15 protein-coding genes and 1 pseudogene are annotated in these 17,001 nt (G+C 41.3%); 12 read left to right on the top strand and 4 right to left on the bottom strand.

The window, feature by feature from the left end; translation table 11 throughout:
- Window positions 1–88: 88 nt before the first annotated feature.
- Window positions 89–1,003 carry a LysR family transcriptional regulator gene (locus ACWODM_RS05025; RefSeq protein ID WP_455320287.1) on the bottom strand — a complete coding sequence of 305 codons (915 nt, stop codon included), beginning with the start codon at window positions 1,001–1,003 and terminating at the stop codon, window positions 89–91.
- Between the two features lie 150 nt (window positions 1,004–1,153).
- Between ACWODM_RS05025 and ACWODM_RS05030 the strand changes: the two genes are divergently transcribed.
- The gene (locus tag ACWODM_RS05030) at window positions 1,154–1,723 is read left to right on the top strand and encodes a DapH/DapD/GlmU-related protein (RefSeq protein ID WP_455320288.1); all 570 of its coding nucleotides are present in this window, start codon (window positions 1,154–1,156) and stop codon (window positions 1,721–1,723) included.
- Window positions 1,724–1,759: 36 nt separating this feature from the next.
- Entirely contained in the window at window positions 1,760–2,137 is a 378-nt protein-coding gene (locus ACWODM_RS05035; protein WP_455320289.1) for a MerR family transcriptional regulator, read from the top strand.
- 96 nt (window positions 2,138–2,233) lie between these two features.
- On the opposite strand, the gene ACWODM_RS05040 is transcribed toward ACWODM_RS05035, so the two are convergent.
- Window positions 2,234–2,575, bottom strand: coding sequence for a metal-sulfur cluster assembly factor (locus ACWODM_RS05040; protein WP_455320290.1), 342 nt, complete (start codon window positions 2,573–2,575; stop codon window positions 2,234–2,236).
- 192 nt (window positions 2,576–2,767) lie between these two features.
- Between ACWODM_RS05040 and ilvD the strand changes: the two genes are divergently transcribed.
- Window positions 2,768–4,471, top strand: a complete 1,704-nt coding sequence (gene ilvD / locus ACWODM_RS05045) for a dihydroxy-acid dehydratase (RefSeq protein WP_455320291.1) — start codon at window positions 2,768–2,770, stop codon at window positions 4,469–4,471.
- Window positions 4,472–4,619: 148 nt separating this feature from the next.
- Window positions 4,620–6,161: pseudogene (locus tag ACWODM_RS05050) on the top strand (IS1182 family transposase); the annotation flags it as partial.
- Between the two features lie 123 nt (window positions 6,162–6,284).
- Here ACWODM_RS05050 and lexA read toward each other — a convergent pair.
- Complete coding sequence (gene lexA, locus ACWODM_RS05055) at window positions 6,285–6,902, bottom strand: transcriptional repressor LexA (protein WP_455320292.1); 618 nt, start codon at window positions 6,900–6,902, stop codon at window positions 6,285–6,287.
- 211 nt (window positions 6,903–7,113) lie between these two features.
- Here lexA and ACWODM_RS05060 point away from each other — a divergent pair, with 211 nt between their 5' ends.
- The 8 genes from ACWODM_RS05060 (at window position 7,114) to nth (ending at window position 14,065) form a co-directional block, all read left to right on the top strand.
- On the top strand, window positions 7,114–7,356 hold the full coding sequence (locus ACWODM_RS05060; RefSeq protein ID WP_455320407.1) for a DUF896 family protein: 243 nt from the start codon (window positions 7,114–7,116) through the stop codon (window positions 7,354–7,356).
- 100 nt (window positions 7,357–7,456) lie between these two features.
- A complete protein-coding gene (gene tkt, locus ACWODM_RS05065; protein ID WP_455320293.1) occupies window positions 7,457–9,451 on the top strand; it encodes a transketolase in 1,995 nt (664 codons plus the stop codon).
- Window positions 9,452–9,673: 222 nt separating this feature from the next.
- Window positions 9,674–10,531 carry a glucosaminidase domain-containing protein gene (locus ACWODM_RS05070; protein WP_455320294.1) on the top strand — a complete coding sequence of 286 codons (858 nt, stop codon included), beginning with the start codon at window positions 9,674–9,676 and terminating at the stop codon, window positions 10,529–10,531.
- Window positions 10,532–10,755: 224 nt separating this feature from the next.
- Window positions 10,756–11,685, top strand: coding sequence for a cysteine synthase A (cysK, locus tag ACWODM_RS05075; RefSeq protein ID WP_455320295.1), 930 nt, complete (start codon window positions 10,756–10,758; stop codon window positions 11,683–11,685).
- A 129-nt stretch (window positions 11,686–11,814) separates the two neighbouring features.
- Window positions 11,815–12,246 carry a peroxide-responsive transcriptional repressor PerR gene (gene perR, locus ACWODM_RS05080; protein ID WP_455320296.1) on the top strand — a complete coding sequence of 144 codons (432 nt, stop codon included), beginning with the start codon at window positions 11,815–11,817 and terminating at the stop codon, window positions 12,244–12,246.
- A 1-nt stretch (window position 12,247) separates the two neighbouring features.
- Window positions 12,248–12,631: a RidA family protein gene (locus tag ACWODM_RS05085; RefSeq protein WP_455320297.1), complete on the top strand. Its 384-nt coding sequence runs from the start codon at window positions 12,248–12,250 to the stop codon at window positions 12,629–12,631.
- 74 nt (window positions 12,632–12,705) lie between these two features.
- Entirely contained in the window at window positions 12,706–13,404 is a 699-nt protein-coding gene (locus ACWODM_RS05090; protein WP_455320298.1) for a DnaD domain protein, read from the top strand.
- Window positions 13,405–13,411: 7 nt separating this feature from the next.
- Window positions 13,412–14,065, top strand: a complete 654-nt coding sequence (gene nth / locus ACWODM_RS05095) for an endonuclease III (protein WP_455320299.1) — start codon at window positions 13,412–13,414, stop codon at window positions 14,063–14,065.
- Window positions 14,066–14,713: 648 nt separating this feature from the next.
- Here the strand turns inward: nth and ACWODM_RS05100 are convergent.
- The gene (locus tag ACWODM_RS05100; protein ID WP_455320300.1) at window positions 14,714–16,999 is read right to left on the bottom strand and encodes a PBP1A family penicillin-binding protein; all 2,286 of its coding nucleotides are present in this window, start codon (window positions 16,997–16,999) and stop codon (window positions 14,714–14,716) included.
- Window positions 17,000–17,001 lie beyond the last annotated feature (2 nt).

Genomic DNA, 17,001 nt, shown 5'->3' on the forward strand with positions numbered 1-17,001 from the left:
TAGAATTTGTGCAAGTCATAGTGAAAATCTCCTTATTGGTTTGGTGTTGGAACCCCAATAATACACGATATTTCACTATGATGTTTTTTTATTTTCTTAGGTGGCTAACTTGATTATAAAATTTGCGTTCAATATCTGTTTTTAATTGATTTAAAAACATTGTAGCTGCTTTTGAAAAGGTAGGATATTTTTTCCAAATCAGGTATAGATTGGCTGTCAAGGGAGGATGCAGTGGTCGAAAACGTAAGTGACTATCGTCGTAAGAGGCGATCAGTTTATCCAGACACAGAGCATAGCCAACCTTGGCTTCGACCATTTTAGCCGCATTATAAAGTAAATTATAGGTACAGCGAATCTTGAGGTTATTGACGTTTTCACCAAACCAGCCAGATAGACCGTTATAGATGATCGACTGTTGTGAAAGAATCAAAGGCAGTTCTATAAGATTTTCCGGGACAATGACCGACTGATCTGCGAGAGGACTGTCTTTGTGCATCAGCACGCCCCAAGTATCTGTGATTGGTAACGAAATATAATCGTAGTTTTTCTTGTCCACTGGATCGATCACGATACCAAAATCTAATAGTCCAGCATCCAATTTTTCCAGTATGGCTTCTGAGTTGCCACTGTGCAGATGAAACTGAATTTCCGGATGTTTCTCTGAAATTTTTTTAACCGTTTTTGCAATGAAAGCCATTGCTTCGGATTCACCACTGCCAATGTAGATTTTCCCGCTGATCATTTCTGCAGAAGAGTTGAAATTAGCCATCATTTTATCTGCAAGATCCACGATTTCTTTGGCTTTGGTCAAAAAGAAGAGTCCTTCATCTGTTAAGGAAATTTTTCTATTGCCCCGTAGGAAAAGTGGCGTATCTAGTTCTTTTTCTAGATCACTCAATTGTCTAGAAAGTGTCGGTTGTGAAATATGCAGTTGTTTTGCCGCCTCTGAAATATTTTGATAGTTGGCTAAGGCGATAAAATATCGAAGCAGTCGTAATTCCATGTTTTTCCTCCTATGCTTTTTTGATATATGAGAATATTTGATATAGGTATTTGATATTTTTATTTTAGCACTCTAAGATAAGTTTGAATAGACTGTGACAAGTGATTGATCAGAAAATCGAGAATAATCATTAAAATCAAGGAGACGAAAATGAATATAGAAGAATTGAATGCTTATATGAACGCAGGGAATAAGATGGAAGGAGGTTCAATCTATCACCGTCAAATGTCTAGTTTAAGTGAGCAAGCGCGAAAAATTACCTCTAAAATCAACAACCAATACCATACAGAAAAAGAACTACAGCAGCTTTTCTCGCTACTAACAGGAAAAAGGGTTGATTCTTCATTTAGATTGTTTCCACCTTTTTATACCGATTATGGCAAAAATATCCATATTGGCAAAAGTGTTTTTGTTAATGGTGGTTGTCATTTTCAGGATCAAGGGGGAGTGGTAATCGGAGACAACAGCTTGATTGGACACAATGTGGTCTTTGCTACATTGAATCATGGATTTGAAGCGAATGACCGAGACTCACTGTATCCGGCAGCCATCAGAATCGATAAAAATGTTTGGATCGGTTCAAATGCGACGATTCTGCCAGGAGTAACTATCGGCGAAAATGCCATCGTTGCTGCAGGTGCCGTAGTAACGAAGGACGTTGCAGCTAATACGGTCGTCGCAGGCGTACCAGCTAAATATATCCGCTCGATCGATACATGAGTAGCAACAGTTAGGGTCCTCAAAGGAGAGTTAACCATGAATATTTCAAAAGCGGCAAAGCATGCGGGGGTCACAGCGGTCACGCTGCGTTATTATGAGCGAAAAGGTCTGATTCCACCGGTTCCTCGAAAAAATGGAGGCGTTCGTGATTATCAACAGGAAGACTTGAACTGGATCGATTTTATCGTCTGTATGAGAAGTTCGGGGCTATCTATAGAGACATTGGCAAACTATACTAGATTGTACCAGCTTGGAGATGACACACTGACAGAACGAAAAGAGCTACTGATCAAAGAACGAGAAAAATTAGCTGTGACCTACAAGGAGCTGGGAGAGACTCTTGCTAAACTTGATCATAAAATCCAAGATTATAAGGACGGAAAGTTTAACGTACGCAAAGGATGTTTTGATTAGATTGGGTTTATGGCTACTGTCAATGACAAATGAGCAAATCCCTACAGAAAAAAACAACAGACAAGCTATCCAGCAAAAGGACACTTGTCTGTTGTTCTAATTAGGGTTGATTCCTAAAGCAATTCTGCCAAAACGGCTAATACGGGTCATTTTCCAAGCGGGTGTCCAAACGATTTTGACTTCGACCTCGGAGATTTCATCGATCTCTTTTAAGGCCGTCTCGATCTCTCCAGGAACAGACTCTAAGCACTCACAGCCAATTCCGGTAAAGGTGATGACGATCTCACAGTGACCATTTTCTGCCAAAGAAATCTCATAAATAAAACCTAGATTGTAAATATCTAAACCAATCTCGGGATCATTGATCATTTGTAACTTTTCGATGATTTTATCACTGATCGCTAATGCGCGGTCGTCTATCTTGATATCTTCTCTCATAACTCGTTGTATCCTTTCGATCTTAAAAATGGTGTACGATCTATTTTTCCACGAAAAAGCTCTTTTTGCAAGGAAATTATTTAATCATTTTTTCATTTTGAATCTAGGAGAATTTAATTTTTGTGTTAAAATGTATAATAGTATTATAATACTATGTATAACATCAATACGCGTTTGAAAGGAGCGTTTAAAATGTTTAATGATCAGCCAAAAAAAGACATCAGAATTAGAAGTAATGTATATGACAGCATGGTCAAATCACCAAACCGGGCTATGTTGAGAGCAACCGGTATGGGTGATGAGGAATTTAAGAAACCAATCGTGGGGGTCATCAGTACTTGGGCAGAGAACACTCCTTGTAACATTCATTTACACGATTTAGGAAAACTAGCCAGAAAAGGCGTGATTACTGCAGGAGGTTGGCCCGTTCAATTTGGAACGATCACTGTTGCAGACGGGATCGCCATGGGAACTCCTGGAATGCGCTATTCGTTACCATCTCGTGATATTATCGCAGACTCTGTTGAAACAGCAGTAAGTGGACACAATTGTGATGCCTTCGTTGCGATTGGTGGCTGTGATAAAAATATGCCAGGTTGTATGATTGCGATCGCTAACACAGAGATTCCTTCAATTTTTGTCTATGGAGGAACAATTGCTCCAGGAAAATTGGACGGCAAAGATATTGATTTGGTTTCGGTGTTTGAAGCAATCGGAAAATGGAATCATCATGATATGACAGAGGAAGAGGTTCGTCGCATCGAATGTAATGCGTGTCCTGGACCTGGAGGCTGTGGTGGAATGTATACGGCGAATACTATGGCTTCTGCAATCGAAGCAATGGGAATGAGTTTGCCAGGTTCTTCCTCACATCCGGCAACAACTGAAGAAAAATTGCTTGACGTAGAAGCAGCTGGTGAAGCGGTATTGAACCTCTTGGAGAAAAGAATTTATCCAAAAGATATCATGACTCGTAAAGCTTTTGAAAATGCGATTACTGTCGTTATGGCTCTAGGTGGCTCAACCAATGCGATCTTGCATTTAATGGCGATGGCTCATGCAGCAAATGTAGAATTGACCTTAGATGATTTCAATGATTTCCAAGCGAAGGTTCCTCATTTGGCTGACTTAAAACCGAGTGGACAATATGTCTTCCAAGATTTGTACGAAGTTGGTGGCGTGCCAGCGGTAATGAAATATTTATATGAAAATGGTTTTATCCATGGAGACTGCCTGACTGTTACTGGTAAAACGATTGCTGAAAACCTTGAAGAGGTTCCTTCATTGAAAGAAGGGCAAAAAGTCATCATGCCATTGGAAAATCCAAAACGTAAAGATGGTCCGTTGATCGTTCTTCACGGAAATCTAGCTCCGGATGGCGCAGTGGCCAAAGTTTCTGGTGTGAAAGTTCGACGTCACGAAGGTCCTGCAAAGGTCTTCAACACAGAAGAAGAAGCGATCAATGCTGTTTTGGCAGATGAAGTCGTTGACGGAGATGTTGTCGTGGTTCGTTATGTTGGACCAAAAGGTGGTCCAGGTATGCCTGAGATGCTGTCCCTATCTAGTATGATCGTAGGGAAAGGACAAGGGGAAACGGTTGCCTTGTTGACAGACGGGAGATTCTCAGGTGGGACTTATGGATTGGTCGTGGGTCATATTGCTCCTGAGGCTCAAGATGGCGGTCCAATTTCATTGCTAGAGACCGGTGATACTGTCGTAGTTGATCAAGATACAAAAGAATTGACGATGCTGGTTTCTGACGAGGAGCTTGCAAGACGTCGTGAAAAAGTGGTGATTCCACCGCTTCATTCACGTGGTGCACTTGGTAAATACGCACATATCGTCTCTAGCTCATCCAAAGGTGCAATCACTGACTTCTGGAAAAAAGGCGAATAAATGAAAAGGGGCTGTGACATAAGTCCCATTAAAAAGCACCAGGAATGACGAGTAATCGTTCATTCCTGGTGCTTTTTAATGTAAAATAAAAGGAAGTACAGCTCTGACCTTGTACTTCCAAATTCTTATCCTCGAAAGGACAAAAACAATGTACACAAATTATAACATAAATCAGCTAACTTTAAATCTCTCTACTGAATTTACACCAAAAGAAAATCATGTGGCGTGTTTTATCAATGAATTGGTCGAATCTTTACAGATCAATGAACCGTATCTTTTCGGTCGTCCGCGAGACTATGATTTGAGTGCCCTATTAAAGTTGGTTCTTTTTGCGTACACTCGGGAGACCTTCACCAGTCGAAAAATTCAACGCTTGGCAGAAGAAAACCTCTATGCCCGCTGGTTGACGCAAGAATTGGAACCCTCTTATCGCACCATTGCCCGCTTTTGTGTCTCACAAGATGTCGAAGAACTGACCAACAAAAGCTTGGATTCTTTGGTGCGCTATCTTCGGGAACGCAATCTGATTGATGAGGCGCTTTTTATTGATGGGACAAAAATCTTAGCCAATGCCAATAAATTCAGTTTTATGTGGAAGAACAATACGATTCGGTTTGACCAAATGAACCGTGAAAAAATCCTGATCCTGATGGCAGAACTTCAAGAAGCCTACGAAGTCAAACATATTCCTGAAGGTTCTAACCTAACGTTAGATTCATTAGAGGAACTTTTGACACGGATGGAGTTACACTTAGAAGACCTAGAGAAAGAAGTCGAAGAAACAGCCAAGATTTCTCCCAATCCTGCGAAGCAACAACGACGGAAACTGAAAGCCCAAAAGCGCAAGCTTTCTGAACGCCGGGATAAACTGTTAGAGCACCAAGCACAGCTGGCTATTTACGGCACCCGAAACAGCTATTCAAAAACGGATAACGACGCGACATTTATGCGTGTAAAAGAAGACCACATGAGGAATGGACAAATGAAACCAGCGTACAATCTTCAAATCGCTACGTGTAAACAATTTGTTTTGGGGTATGATGTTTTTCAAAACCCAACAGATACAAAAACATTGGTCCCTTTTCTAGAAAAAATGAAGCTAGACGAACAAGCTTCTCATTATATTGTCGCCGATGCCGGTTATGGTTCTGAGAGTAATTATCGCTATTTTGAAGATGAACTGCCACAACACACGGCTCTTATTCCGTATGGTACGATGTTGAAAGAACAAAGTAAAAAATGGCAATCCGACGAACGAAAAGTGATGAATTGGACGTATCATGAAGAGGAAGATTATTATGTTGATCCCAAAGGCGTTCGCTTCAATTTTCATGCTTATCCCCAACGGAAAGATAAAGACGGTTTCGTTCGAGATATCAAAGAATATCAAGCTGAAACAATAGATGCGCATTTACGAAAAATTCCAGAAGCGTTGACACCCAAAGGATATGTAAGAAGAATTCTCGTCAATCCAGCTTGGGAGTATCACAAAGCCAAACAAAGAGAGATGCTTTCTGACGAAGAAACAGGAAAAATCTATGCTCGTAGAAAAATAGATGTTGAAACAGTCTTCGGAAAAATGAAGGCCTGTTTGGGTTTCACTCGATATACGGTTCGAGGGCTGGAGAAGGTTCGGAAGCAATCAGGCATCTTGATAATGGCATTGAATATGATGAAATTAGCCACTTTGAGCAGAAAGAACGAAGACTATACATAGAAAACCAGAATACCCACGAAAATCAACAGCGATTTTCGTGGGTATTCTGGTTTATACCTGGGATTGAGACATACTTACGTCACAGCCCCTTTTTGGTTAAAAGTGTCGATACAAGCCAACAACTAAACCTAAGATCTTTACATTTGATAAAATGATCGGTTCCATATAGTCATTTTCAGGTTGTAGACGAATATGATTTTTTTCTTTATAAAATCTTTTGCAAGTCGCTTCATCTTCATCGGTCATAGCAATCACGATATCTCCGTTGCGCGCAATATCTTGCTTGCGAATGATCACTTGATCGCCGTCCAGAATCCCGGCATTGATCATACTTTCTCCACGTATCGTCAGCATGAATAATTGTCCGCTGTCACTGTTTAGATTAGGTGGGATAGGGAAGAAATCTGAAGCTTCTTCTACCGCTAAAATTGGTTCTCCGGCTGTGACAACACCCAAAAGCGGAATATTTTGCTGCTGTGCACCGATCGTTTCCAAACCAAGCGGTGTCAATTCAATCGCACGAGGCTTTGTAGGGTCGCGAAGAATCAACCCCTTTTTTTCTAAGCGAGACAAATGCCCATGGACAGTAGAAGTAGAAGAAAGTTGGACAGCTTCTCCAATTTCCCTTACAGTTGGTGGATACCCTTTGGCGGTGACACGAGTATGGATAAATTTAAGTACTTCCAGTTGGCGGTTTTCTGTACGTTTTGCCAATCCGAACACCTTCTTTCTTTATTTGGCTCACTCTTCGTGGAGCAAAAAGTGATGTGATAGAGAATAATTTAAATGAACAAGAGTTCTTGTTAACTTTGTTAGAATCAGTGTATCATATCTAATTATAAAATTCAAACAGATGTTCGCTTTTTGTTTTGATTGTAATTTCCAACTGTTTTGTATAAGATGTAAGGGAAAGGGGCAAATGACGATGTTATCAAAAGAAAAATTAGCTCGCATCAATGAGCTGGCAAAAAAGAAAAAATCAGAGGGACTGACAGATGCTGAACAAAAGGAACAGCATGCATTGAGACAAGAATATCTGACGGCCTTTCGTGGTGGAATGAAACATCACATCGAAGGTATGAAAGTAGTTGATCCAGAAGGCAACGATGTCACTCCTGAAAAATTAAAAGAGATTCAAAAAGCCAAAGGTCTACACAATAGAAAGTAAATTATGAATACCTTTGCAAAAACTATTGATAATTGCAAAGGTATCTTTTATAATGGAGAAGTAATAAAGGTAAAAAAAACCTAAATAGGAGGCGTTAGTATTGTTTGATAAAATTGATCAACTAGGTGTCGATACATTACGTACTTTAAGTATTGATGCAGTACAAAAAGCAAATTCTGGACATCCGGGATTACCCATGGGTGCCGCTCCAATGGCCTATGCCTTATGGACAAAGCATTTAAAGGTGAATCCTAAGACTTCTCAAAACTGGGTCGATCGTGATCGCTTTATCCTTTCAGCAGGACATGGTTCTTCATTGTTGTACAGCTTACTACATTGTGCAGGATATGATGTAACGATTGATGACTTGAAGAGTTTCCGTCAATGGGAAAGCCGCACGCCAGGGCATCCAGAAGTCAACCATACAGATGGTGTAGAAGCAACAACTGGTCCATTAGGCCAAGGGATCGCAACAGCTGTAGGGATGGCGATGTCGGAAGCGCACTTAGCTGCTACTTACAATCGTGATAAATTTAACGTAGTTGATCACTATACCTATGCTTTATGTGGTGACGGTGACTTGATGGAAGGTGTTTCTCAAGAAGCGGCTTCTATGGCTGGCCATATGAAACTAGGCAAATTGATCGTCTTGTATGATTCAAATGATATCTCTTTAGATGGTCCAACTTCTAAAGCGTTTACTGAAAATGTAGGTCAACGTTTTGAAGCATACGGTTGGCAACATATCTATGTAGAAGAAGGCCGTGATCTTGATGCGATCTCTAAAGCAATCGAAGAAGCGCAAGCAGAATCAGACAAACCAACATTGATCGAAATCAAAACAGTGATCGGTTTTGGCGCACCAAACGAAGGAACATCAGCTGTCCATGGCGCACCACTAGGTCTTGATGGTGTGGCTGCAGCGAAAAAAGTTTACGGATGGGACTATCCTGAATTTACTGTTCCAGAAGAAGCTGCACAACGCTTTAAAGAAGCAATCGTTGATAGAGGGGCGAAAGCTGAAGAAGAGTGGAACGCATTGTTTACAGAATACAAAGCAGCTTACCCAGAATTGGCTGCTCAATTTGACCAAGCCTTTTCAGGCGAGCTTCCAGATGGTTGGGATGCAGAATTACCAACTTACGAAGTAGGATCAAGCCAAGCAAGTCGTGTCTCAAGTAAAGATATGATCCAAGCATTGTCTAAAGCAGTACCAAGCCTATGGGGCGGTTCAGCCGATCTATCTGGTTCAAACAATACAATGGTAGCTGCTGAGAAAGACTTTGAACCAGGACAATATGAAGGACGCAATATCTGGTTTGGTGTCCGTGAATTTGCGATGGCAGCAGCAATGAACGGAATTCAACTACATGGTGGTACGCGTATTTACGGCGGAACATTCTTCGTATTCGTTGACTATCTACGTCCAGCAGTTCGCTTGTCAGCTATTCAAAATGCGCCAGTAATCTATGTACTGACACATGATTCAGTTGCTGTAGGTGAAGATGGACCAACTCACGAACCAATCGAACAATTGTCAAGTCTTCGCGGTATGCCGAACGTGCAAGTGATCCGTCCTGCCGATGGAAATGAAACTCGTGCTGCTTGGAAATTAGCAATGACGACCCAAGACAAACCAACTGTTTTAGTATTAAGCCGTCAAAACTTGCCAGTGATTGAAGGAACAAAAGAAATTTCAGATGAAGGCGTAGCTAAAGGTGGTTATGTGGTTTCTCCTCAGAAGGGTGAAAAACCAGAAGGTATCTTGATCGCTACAGGTTCAGAAGTGAATCTAGCTGTCGAAGCTCAAAAAGTATTGGCTGAAGAAGGAACTGACGTATCTGTTGTTTCTCTTCCAAGTTTCGATTTGTTTGAAGCACAATCTGACGAATATAAAGCATCTGTTTTAGTTCCTGGTGTGAAAAAACGTGTAGCTATCGAAGCAGGCGCATCATTTGGTTGGGAAAAATATGTGAAATGCCATGGCAAGACAATTACAATTGATCATTTTGGAGCATCTGCACCTGGCGATCTAGTATTGGCTAAATTTGGTTTCACAGTTGAAAATGTTGTTGAGACATTCAAATCTATCTAATTCAACAAGAAAGAGGGCTGCAGCTCTCTTTTTTTGTTTGATAATACGAAACTTTTAAAAGCTTTTAAAAAAACTTTTTCTAGGCTGTTACTGAGATTGTATATTTGTAATAAAATGTTAAGAAACTGTTAAACAAAAAAGTTGTTTTGAGATGTTTTTTATCATACAATTTATTAAGTAAAGAAACAAAAGAGGTCTTTTAAAAGTTTTTAGGAGGAATTTATGACTTATACAACACGCAGTGAGCGCCATCAGAAAATTCAAAAGGAAAAACTTTTTAGTAAGAAAAATGTATTGCCAGTACTAGGCACGGGTTTAGTTGTGGCACCGACAGTAATGGTACTGTCACCGCAACATGCAGAGGCAGAAGAGGTTCAGTCAGGTGAAACAAATGCGTATAATTTGATCAACCAAATCGGCTGGTCTGCACAACAAATTGCAGACAGTAATGATCTGTATGCTTCCGTGATGATTGCGCAAGCGTTGTTAGAAAGTGGAAATGGAACTTCTATGCTGTCTTCAGCGCCTTATCATAATTTATTCGGTGTCAAAGGCTATGGTCAAGAGTCAGCAGTTTGGCTGCCGACACAAGAATACGTTGAAGGACAGTGGGTAACAATCAACGAACCGTTTCGCACATATGGTTCTTATTGGGAATCACTACAAGATCATGCAGCCGTTTTGAAAAGCACCAGCTTTACGTCAGGGACTCCTCATTATATCGGAGCATGGAAGAGTCAAACAACCAGCTATTATGATGCGACAGCTTATCTAACTGGACGCTATGCAACGGATCCATCCTATAATCAAAAATTGAATTGGCTGATCGCTACCTATGATTTGACTCGCTTTGACACAGCTGGTCAGACGACCACGGCCACCTATACTGAAGAAACAACAGCCACTGAGGTTGTTTCAGAGACATCCTCGTCGTCCGCCACATCAGGGACCTATGTTGTCGTCGCTGGCGATACCTTGTGGGACATCGCGAATCGTTACGGAATTTCCGTTGATCAGTTGATGGGCAATAATGGATTGAGCGGTGATTTGATTGTCGTAGGACAAGAATTGGTCGTTTGAAACACGTGAGCAAGAAAAACAATCATAAACTATCCAATCGTCTCGTTTTAGATGACTTGGATAGTTTTTTTCTTATGGGTAGAGAAGAACCTAATCGCATGTAGTGATAGAAAAAAGATATCATGCCTGCTTTTTCCGGAGAATCGGCTTAAGACCGGGGAAAAACGTTTGCTATCCTGTCTGGGATTCGCTACAATTGGGGAAAATAAAGGAGGAGAAACGAGATGAGTAAGATTTATCAGTCTATTACAGAACTTGTTGGCAATACCCCTATTGTAAAATTAAATAATATTGTTCCTGAAGGTGCAGCAGAGATCTATTTGAAGCTTGAGTCTTTCAACCCAGGAAGCAGTGTCAAAGACCGTATTTCTTTAAGCATGATCGAACAGGCAGAAGCAGAGGGTCTTTTAAAAGAGGGCGATACGATCATTGAACCAACTTCTGGAAACACAGGTATTGGTTTGGCGATGATTGGAGCGGCCAAAGGATACCGCGTGGTGATCGTGATGCCTGAAACGATGAGTATTGAACGTCGCAAATTGATGCAGGCCTATGGAGCGGAATTGTTACTAACTCCTGGATCAGAAGGGATTAGTGGTTCCATCAATAAAGCAAAAGAACTGGCAGAAGAACACGGCTATTTCATTCCGTTACAATTTGACAATCCGGCAAATCCAGCGATTCATGAAAAAACAACAGGAAAAGAGATCGTGGCAGCCTTTGGAGAAGAAGGCTTGGATGCTTTTGTCTCTGGGATTGGTACAGGAGGAACGATCACTGGTGCTGGACGTGAGCTGAAACGCAACTATCCTGAAATAAAAATTTATGGAGTGGAGCCTGCAGAATCAGCTATTTTGAATGGCAACCAGCCTGGACCACATAAAATTCAAGGAATCGGAACGGGATTTGTTCCCAAAGTGCTAGATGTTGAGATTTTCGATGAAGTTCTAGCAGTACCCGGTGATGATGCGATGGCGACTGCACGTGAAGTCGCAGTGAAAGAAGGGATTTTAGTAGGTATTTCTTCAGGCGCAGCAATCAATGCAGCTCTTCGTGTTGCTCAAACATTAGGTGCAGGCAAGAAGGTACTAGCAGTGGCTCCGGATAATGGTGAGCGTTATCTGTCAACACCTCTTTATGATTTTGGTGAGTAAAAGAATTTAGACAGTACGAAAGAAACTATCTCAGAGATTCTTCTGGGGTAGTTTTTTTGGTATAAATTGCTAGAAAAAAAGAGGAAGTCATAGTATGATTAAAAAAGAGAAAAGAATGGAGGGAATCCTGTGACGACGTTTGATGATGCTTTAGGTCATTTAAAAGAAAAAAATATTCGCATCACACCACAGCGGATCGCCATTTTAGAGTTTCTAGCACAAGCTGAAAGCCATCCTACAGCTGAGGATATTTATCGGGCGATCGAAGTAAAATTTCCCGGAATGAGTGTCGCGACCGTCTATAATAATCTACGTCTTTTTACGGAAATTGGTTTTGTAAAAGAAATGAATTATGGCGATGCTTCCAGTCGTTTTGATTTTCATACAGACCCTCACTATCATGCGATCTGTCAAAATTGCGGAAAAATCGCGGATTTTCATTATCCAGGACTTGAAGATGTTGAAATGGCTGCCCAGCAATTAACAGGTTATACCATCAGTTCACATCGACTAGAAGTTTATGGTCTGTGTCCTGATTGTCAAAAAAGGGGGAAACAATAATATGCAAATTATTCAAACAGACAAAGCACCCAAAGCGATCGGTCCTTATGTTCAAGGTAGGATAGCAAATGGTTTCTTATTCGCTTCCGGCCAAGTACCTTTGGATCCAGAAAGTGGAGAAATCATTGGTTCAACGATCCAAGAACAGGCCAAACAAGTCATGAAAAATATTTCAGCAGTTTTGGATGAAGCTGGTATCACACCGGATCATATTTTAAAAACAACTTGTTTCATAAAAAATATGGACGATTTTGTTGAATTCAACGAAGTGTACAAGACCTTGTTCGGTGATAATTATCCTGCCCGATCAACTGTCGAAGTTTCTCGACTGCCAAAGGATGCGCTGATCGAAGTAGAGATCATTGCTACTGTACCAGAAGCCTAAAAAACGTGCTGTTTCTAATTTTAGAGACAGCTTTTTTATAGCTTGATTATTCATGAAAAAGAAGGAGAGACTTCATGATTTCGTTAGAAAGTTACTTAAAACACGGTCAAACAACTATTTCTAACCTGTTGATCGAAAATTATCATCGTCTGGGAATGTCCAATGATGAGTTTTTGTTGTGGCTGCAATTATACAGCTACCACGAACAAGGAAATTCTTTTCCTGATCTAGCACCGATTGCTGAAAACATGAATCTTTCTCAGCAAGGCATCTATCGTTTGATGAATCAATTGGTCCAAAAACGGTTTTTACAAATAGACTCTCAAAAAGATGCTCAGGGACGAATGAATGATCATTATGAATTCAGTATCATTTTTGAAAAAATAGGTTTGCTGCAGGATCAACAAAAGCAGCAATCCCAAGAGCAACAGACTGAACAGCAGATCCAAGCCTTGTATCAAATGTTTGAATCAGAATTTGGTCGAGCCTTGTCTCCGATCGAATATCAGCGTATTGGTCAGTGGCTAAATGAAGATCACTATCTTCCTGAGCTGATCCAGCTGGCTTTAAAGGAAGCTGTCTTGAATCAGGCCTACAGCTTGAATTATATTGACCGGATTTTGCTTTCCTGGGAACGAAAAAATATTACATCAAAAGCTCAGGTGGATGAAGAGCAAAAACGAAGAAAACGTCAGATGCTCCAAAAGGAAAATACCAGTAATGAACGACAACTACCTAAAATATCTTTGCATAATTGGTTAGAAGAGGAGTAAAGAAGACATGATCAGTAAAGAAAAGACGATGACGGCTTTGGAAAAAATGTATGAGATGTTTCCTGAAGCGGAAGGGGAGCTGGTTTCTGATAGCCCATTCCAGCTGTTGATCGCTGTTATCTTGAGCGCACAAGCTACCGATGTCTCTGTCAATAAAGCCACACCAGCGCTTTTTGAAGCTTTTCCGACGCCGGAAAAAATGGCAGAGGCTCCCTTGGAGGAGATCACTGATAAAATCCGGACGATTGGTCTCTATCGCAACAAAGCGAAAAATGTCAAAGCCTGTGCGGAACAGCTATTGGAAAGATTTAATGGCGAAGTACCGCAAACACGTGAAGACCTCGTCTCTTTGCCCGGAGTTGGACGCAAGACAGCGAATGTCGTGATGGGCGATGCTTTTGGTATTCCAGCAATTGCTGTCGACACACATGTCGAAAGAGTCTCTAAACGATTGCGAATCTGTAAGCTGAAAGCCAATGTTTCAGAGGTTGAAGAGACCTTGATGCGTAAAGTTCCAGAAGAGTTATGGATCAAAACACACCATACCATGATTTTCTTTGGACGTTATCACTGTACCGCTCGTGCCCCCAAATGTGATGTTTGTCCGTTGTTAGATATGTGTCAAGATGGAAAAGAAAGAATGAAAGAGAAGACTAAGTAAAAGAGTACCTAAATATAACTTAATCTATTTAGTAGAAACCCGCTAAACTAGCGAAGGTGATACCTTCTGCTCTTTCAGCGGGCCTTCTTTTATTCGTTAAAACCAGGCAAATCTATTAGAAGTTTCGTTTCGATGGTAAGGTCAGCTCAGTATATGTTATGGATGTCATCTTTTTTACTTCAATGCATACGGCGTTCATAAAAAGCCAATAGAACGCGTTTTGCTTAGCCGGTCAAATCGCATTTTATAGAGCCATCTAGTCGGAAATTACTGAGCCGCTTTTTTACAGTGATAAGAGATTGGCGTAGCGCACCCTTGATAATGAGCAGTGGGATGATAGTCAAGGACAGACGGCATATATTCTTTGATGCCTACACCGTCAATAATCATCCCACTGAAGGCTCGTTGTCAAGGGCAATTGGAAATTACACATGTTGAATGACTCAGCTTCCGACTTTGATGGCTCAAATATGACCGATTTAGGTGGCTCAATTTACTCCGACGCACTGGCTCTTTTTCAACGACGTATCCATACTTCAATAAAGTTAAAAGATTAAAGTTGGTATAATTACCTATCGTGAGAAGATTCAAACTAAAATAACTCCCGAAACGCTTGAGCGTTTCGGGAGTTTGTCTGCAAAGATATTCTTATTCTGGTGGAGAAGAACCTTCGTCCTCGGATTCAGAAGATTCTGTTGGTTGTTCTTCCGAGCTTGAAGGCGGTGTTGATGGTTCGTCACTGCTTTCTGGGGGTTCAACTGAACTTGAAGGCTCCTCCGTTTCTGATTCAGAAGAGCTGCTACTAGAAGACTCTTCTGTTGAACTTTCAGTAGTGGAGGTCTCTTCTGTGGTCGAACTTTCTGTACTAGAAGAGGAACGCGGCGGTGTTGGTGGATCTACATAGCCGTCCAAATAAAGTTCATTTCCGATGCGTGTCAAACCATCTGGCATGACCCAGTCTTCATTTGGTATTGAGGCAGAGATAAACTGCATCATCGTTCGATAGACTTCGGAAGCAATATGTGATGATTCACTGGTGATCGGTGTTTTTTGATCTCTGTAACCCGTCCATACTGCCATAGAATAAGTTGGTGTATAGCCAACAAAGTTTGAATCAGGTGACGGTGAACTTACGGAGCCTAACTGCGCTCGTTCGCTGTCATCATAGTTAGAAGTTCCTGTCTTGCCAGCTTGGTAAAGCCCTGGAATATTTGCATTGGTTCCTGTTCCGTATGAAATAACGTCTTTCAGAACATCTGTAACCATATAAGCGGTCGTTTCTTCCATTGCTCGTGAACCGTTTGTCTCAAAAGCTTGCGTTTCCTCAGAACCGTCTTGGAAGACGATCTTATTCACATACTGAGGTTCGTAGTAGGTACCACCATTTGAAAATGCCGCATAAGCAGCCGCCATTTTCAAACTTGAGATTCCATAGGTCGTGCCGTCTTGGACACTGGTATTACTTGAAATTGCATTTGATTGCTCGATCGATTCATAACGAATGTCCATTTTCTCTAAGAATTCTGCTACTTGATCGGCACCGACTTCCCAAAAAAGCTTGGCAGCTGGCACATTTCTTGAAAGGACTAAGGCACGTCTTAATGTCATACGACCCATGTAGCTGTTGTCCCAGTTAGTGATCGGAATATTGGTTCCTTCATAATTGTAAGGTTCGTCTGCGATCATTTTTCCGGTGGAGTAGTGCAGGTATTCGAATGCCGGAGCGTAATCTACGATCGGTTTGACAGTCGAGCCAAAATCCCGTTTGGTATTGACTGCCAGGTTTTCACCCAGCATCGTTCCTTCAGGGATATTTCTGCCGCCGATCTGCGCAACGACTTTCCCTGTGTGGGTGTCGATCACAGTAGAAGCGACTTGCATGTCTCCGTCAGGGTATTGGATGTATTGTTCCGTATTAACGATATCATAGAGACGTCTTTGTGCGGTCAAATCAATGTTCGTATAGACATCGACACCGTCTTTCAGGACATCGACACCGGTTTTTTCTTCGACTTCTGCAATGACTTCTCTCAGATAATTATCATAAAACTTCCAGTCGTTGTCTTCGTTTTTAGGTTCAACTAAGCCATCATCTATGGGGGTAGCTACTGCTTCATCGTATTCCTGTTGGCTGATTTTTTCGTTGTCCAGCATCGTCATTAAAACGATATCTCGACGGTTTTTAGCAGAGTCCGGATTGGCATAAGGATCAAAAAGGGAAGGGCCGTTGGGCAAACCGGCAAGCAAGGCTGTCTGTGGTAAAGATAGCTCACTCAAGGGTTTGTCGTAAAACTCTTCAGATGCTGTCTGCATGCCATAGACACCATTAGACATATACACCTTGTTGATATAATAAGTCAAAATCTCTTGCTTGGACTTTTCTTGTTCCAATTGAACAGACAGCCAAGCTTCCTGTGCTTTTCTTCGCAGTGTTTGATCTTCTGCTTTCGTAGAGAAGAAAGAAAGTTTGATCAACTGCTGAGTCAAGGTACTTCCTCCTTGCATACCGCCTCGAACGACATTAGAAAGTGCAGAACCAACGATTCGGATCGGGTCAACACCGATGTGGTTATAAAAACGTCGGTCTTCGACAGAGACGATTGCATCTTCCAACTGCTGAGGAATCTCTGAGGCGGTAAGCAGTTCTCTTTTTTCAGACCCGATCTCCAAGAAGAGTTCGTCATTTGCTGCAAACAGTTGAGAGGAAATCGGTGATTCCAGTGCACTGTCTTCTAAGTCAGGTGCATCTTTAGCATAATACCAAAACAGTCCGACGCCAGACAAAAGTCCTAAGCAACCCAAGAAGAATAAGCCGATAAAAATTTTAAAAATTATCGAGCCGATACTTCCTTTTTTCTTCGAACCTGGATGTTTGGATTTGTTTTGCACTTGCTTTTTATGGTTTCCAGATCGAGAGTTTTGTTGATTGGCCATAA

The sequence above is a fragment of the Enterococcus olivae genome, from assembly GCF_053760925.1.

What these genes read in the sequence shown, in the direction of transcription:
- ACWODM_RS05030 (WP_455320288.1), top strand. Translation starts at nt 1,154, where the DNA reads ATGAATATAGAAGAATTGAATGCTTATATGAACGCAGGGAATAAGATG.
- ACWODM_RS05035 (WP_455320289.1), top strand. Translation starts at nt 1,760, where the DNA reads ATGAATATTTCAAAAGCGGCAAAGCATGCGGGGGTCACAGCGGTCACG.
- ACWODM_RS05090 (WP_455320298.1), top strand. Translation starts at nt 12,706, where the DNA reads ATGATTTCGTTAGAAAGTTACTTAAAACACGGTCAAACAACTATTTCT.
- cysK (WP_455320295.1), top strand. Translation starts at nt 10,756, where the DNA reads ATGAGTAAGATTTATCAGTCTATTACAGAACTTGTTGGCAATACCCCT.
- ACWODM_RS05040 (WP_455320290.1), bottom strand. Translation starts at nt 2,575, where the DNA reads ATGAGAGAAGATATCAAGATAGACGACCGCGCATTAGCGATCAGTGAT.
- ACWODM_RS05025 (WP_455320287.1), bottom strand. Translation starts at nt 1,003, where the DNA reads ATGGAATTACGACTGCTTCGATATTTTATCGCCTTAGCCAACTATCAA.
- ACWODM_RS05085 (WP_455320297.1), top strand. Translation starts at nt 12,248, where the DNA reads ATGCAAATTATTCAAACAGACAAAGCACCCAAAGCGATCGGTCCTTAT.
- ACWODM_RS05100 (WP_455320300.1), bottom strand. Translation starts at nt 16,999, where the DNA reads ATGGCCAATCAACAAAACTCTCGATCTGGAAACCATAAAAAGCAAGTG.
- ilvD (WP_455320291.1), top strand. Translation starts at nt 2,768, where the DNA reads ATGTTTAATGATCAGCCAAAAAAAGACATCAGAATTAGAAGTAATGTA.
- nth (WP_455320299.1), top strand. Translation starts at nt 13,412, where the DNA reads ATGATCAGTAAAGAAAAGACGATGACGGCTTTGGAAAAAATGTATGAG.
- ACWODM_RS05060 (WP_455320407.1), top strand. Translation starts at nt 7,114, where the DNA reads ATGTTATCAAAAGAAAAATTAGCTCGCATCAATGAGCTGGCAAAAAAG.
- ACWODM_RS05070 (WP_455320294.1), top strand. Translation starts at nt 9,674, where the DNA reads ATGACTTATACAACACGCAGTGAGCGCCATCAGAAAATTCAAAAGGAA.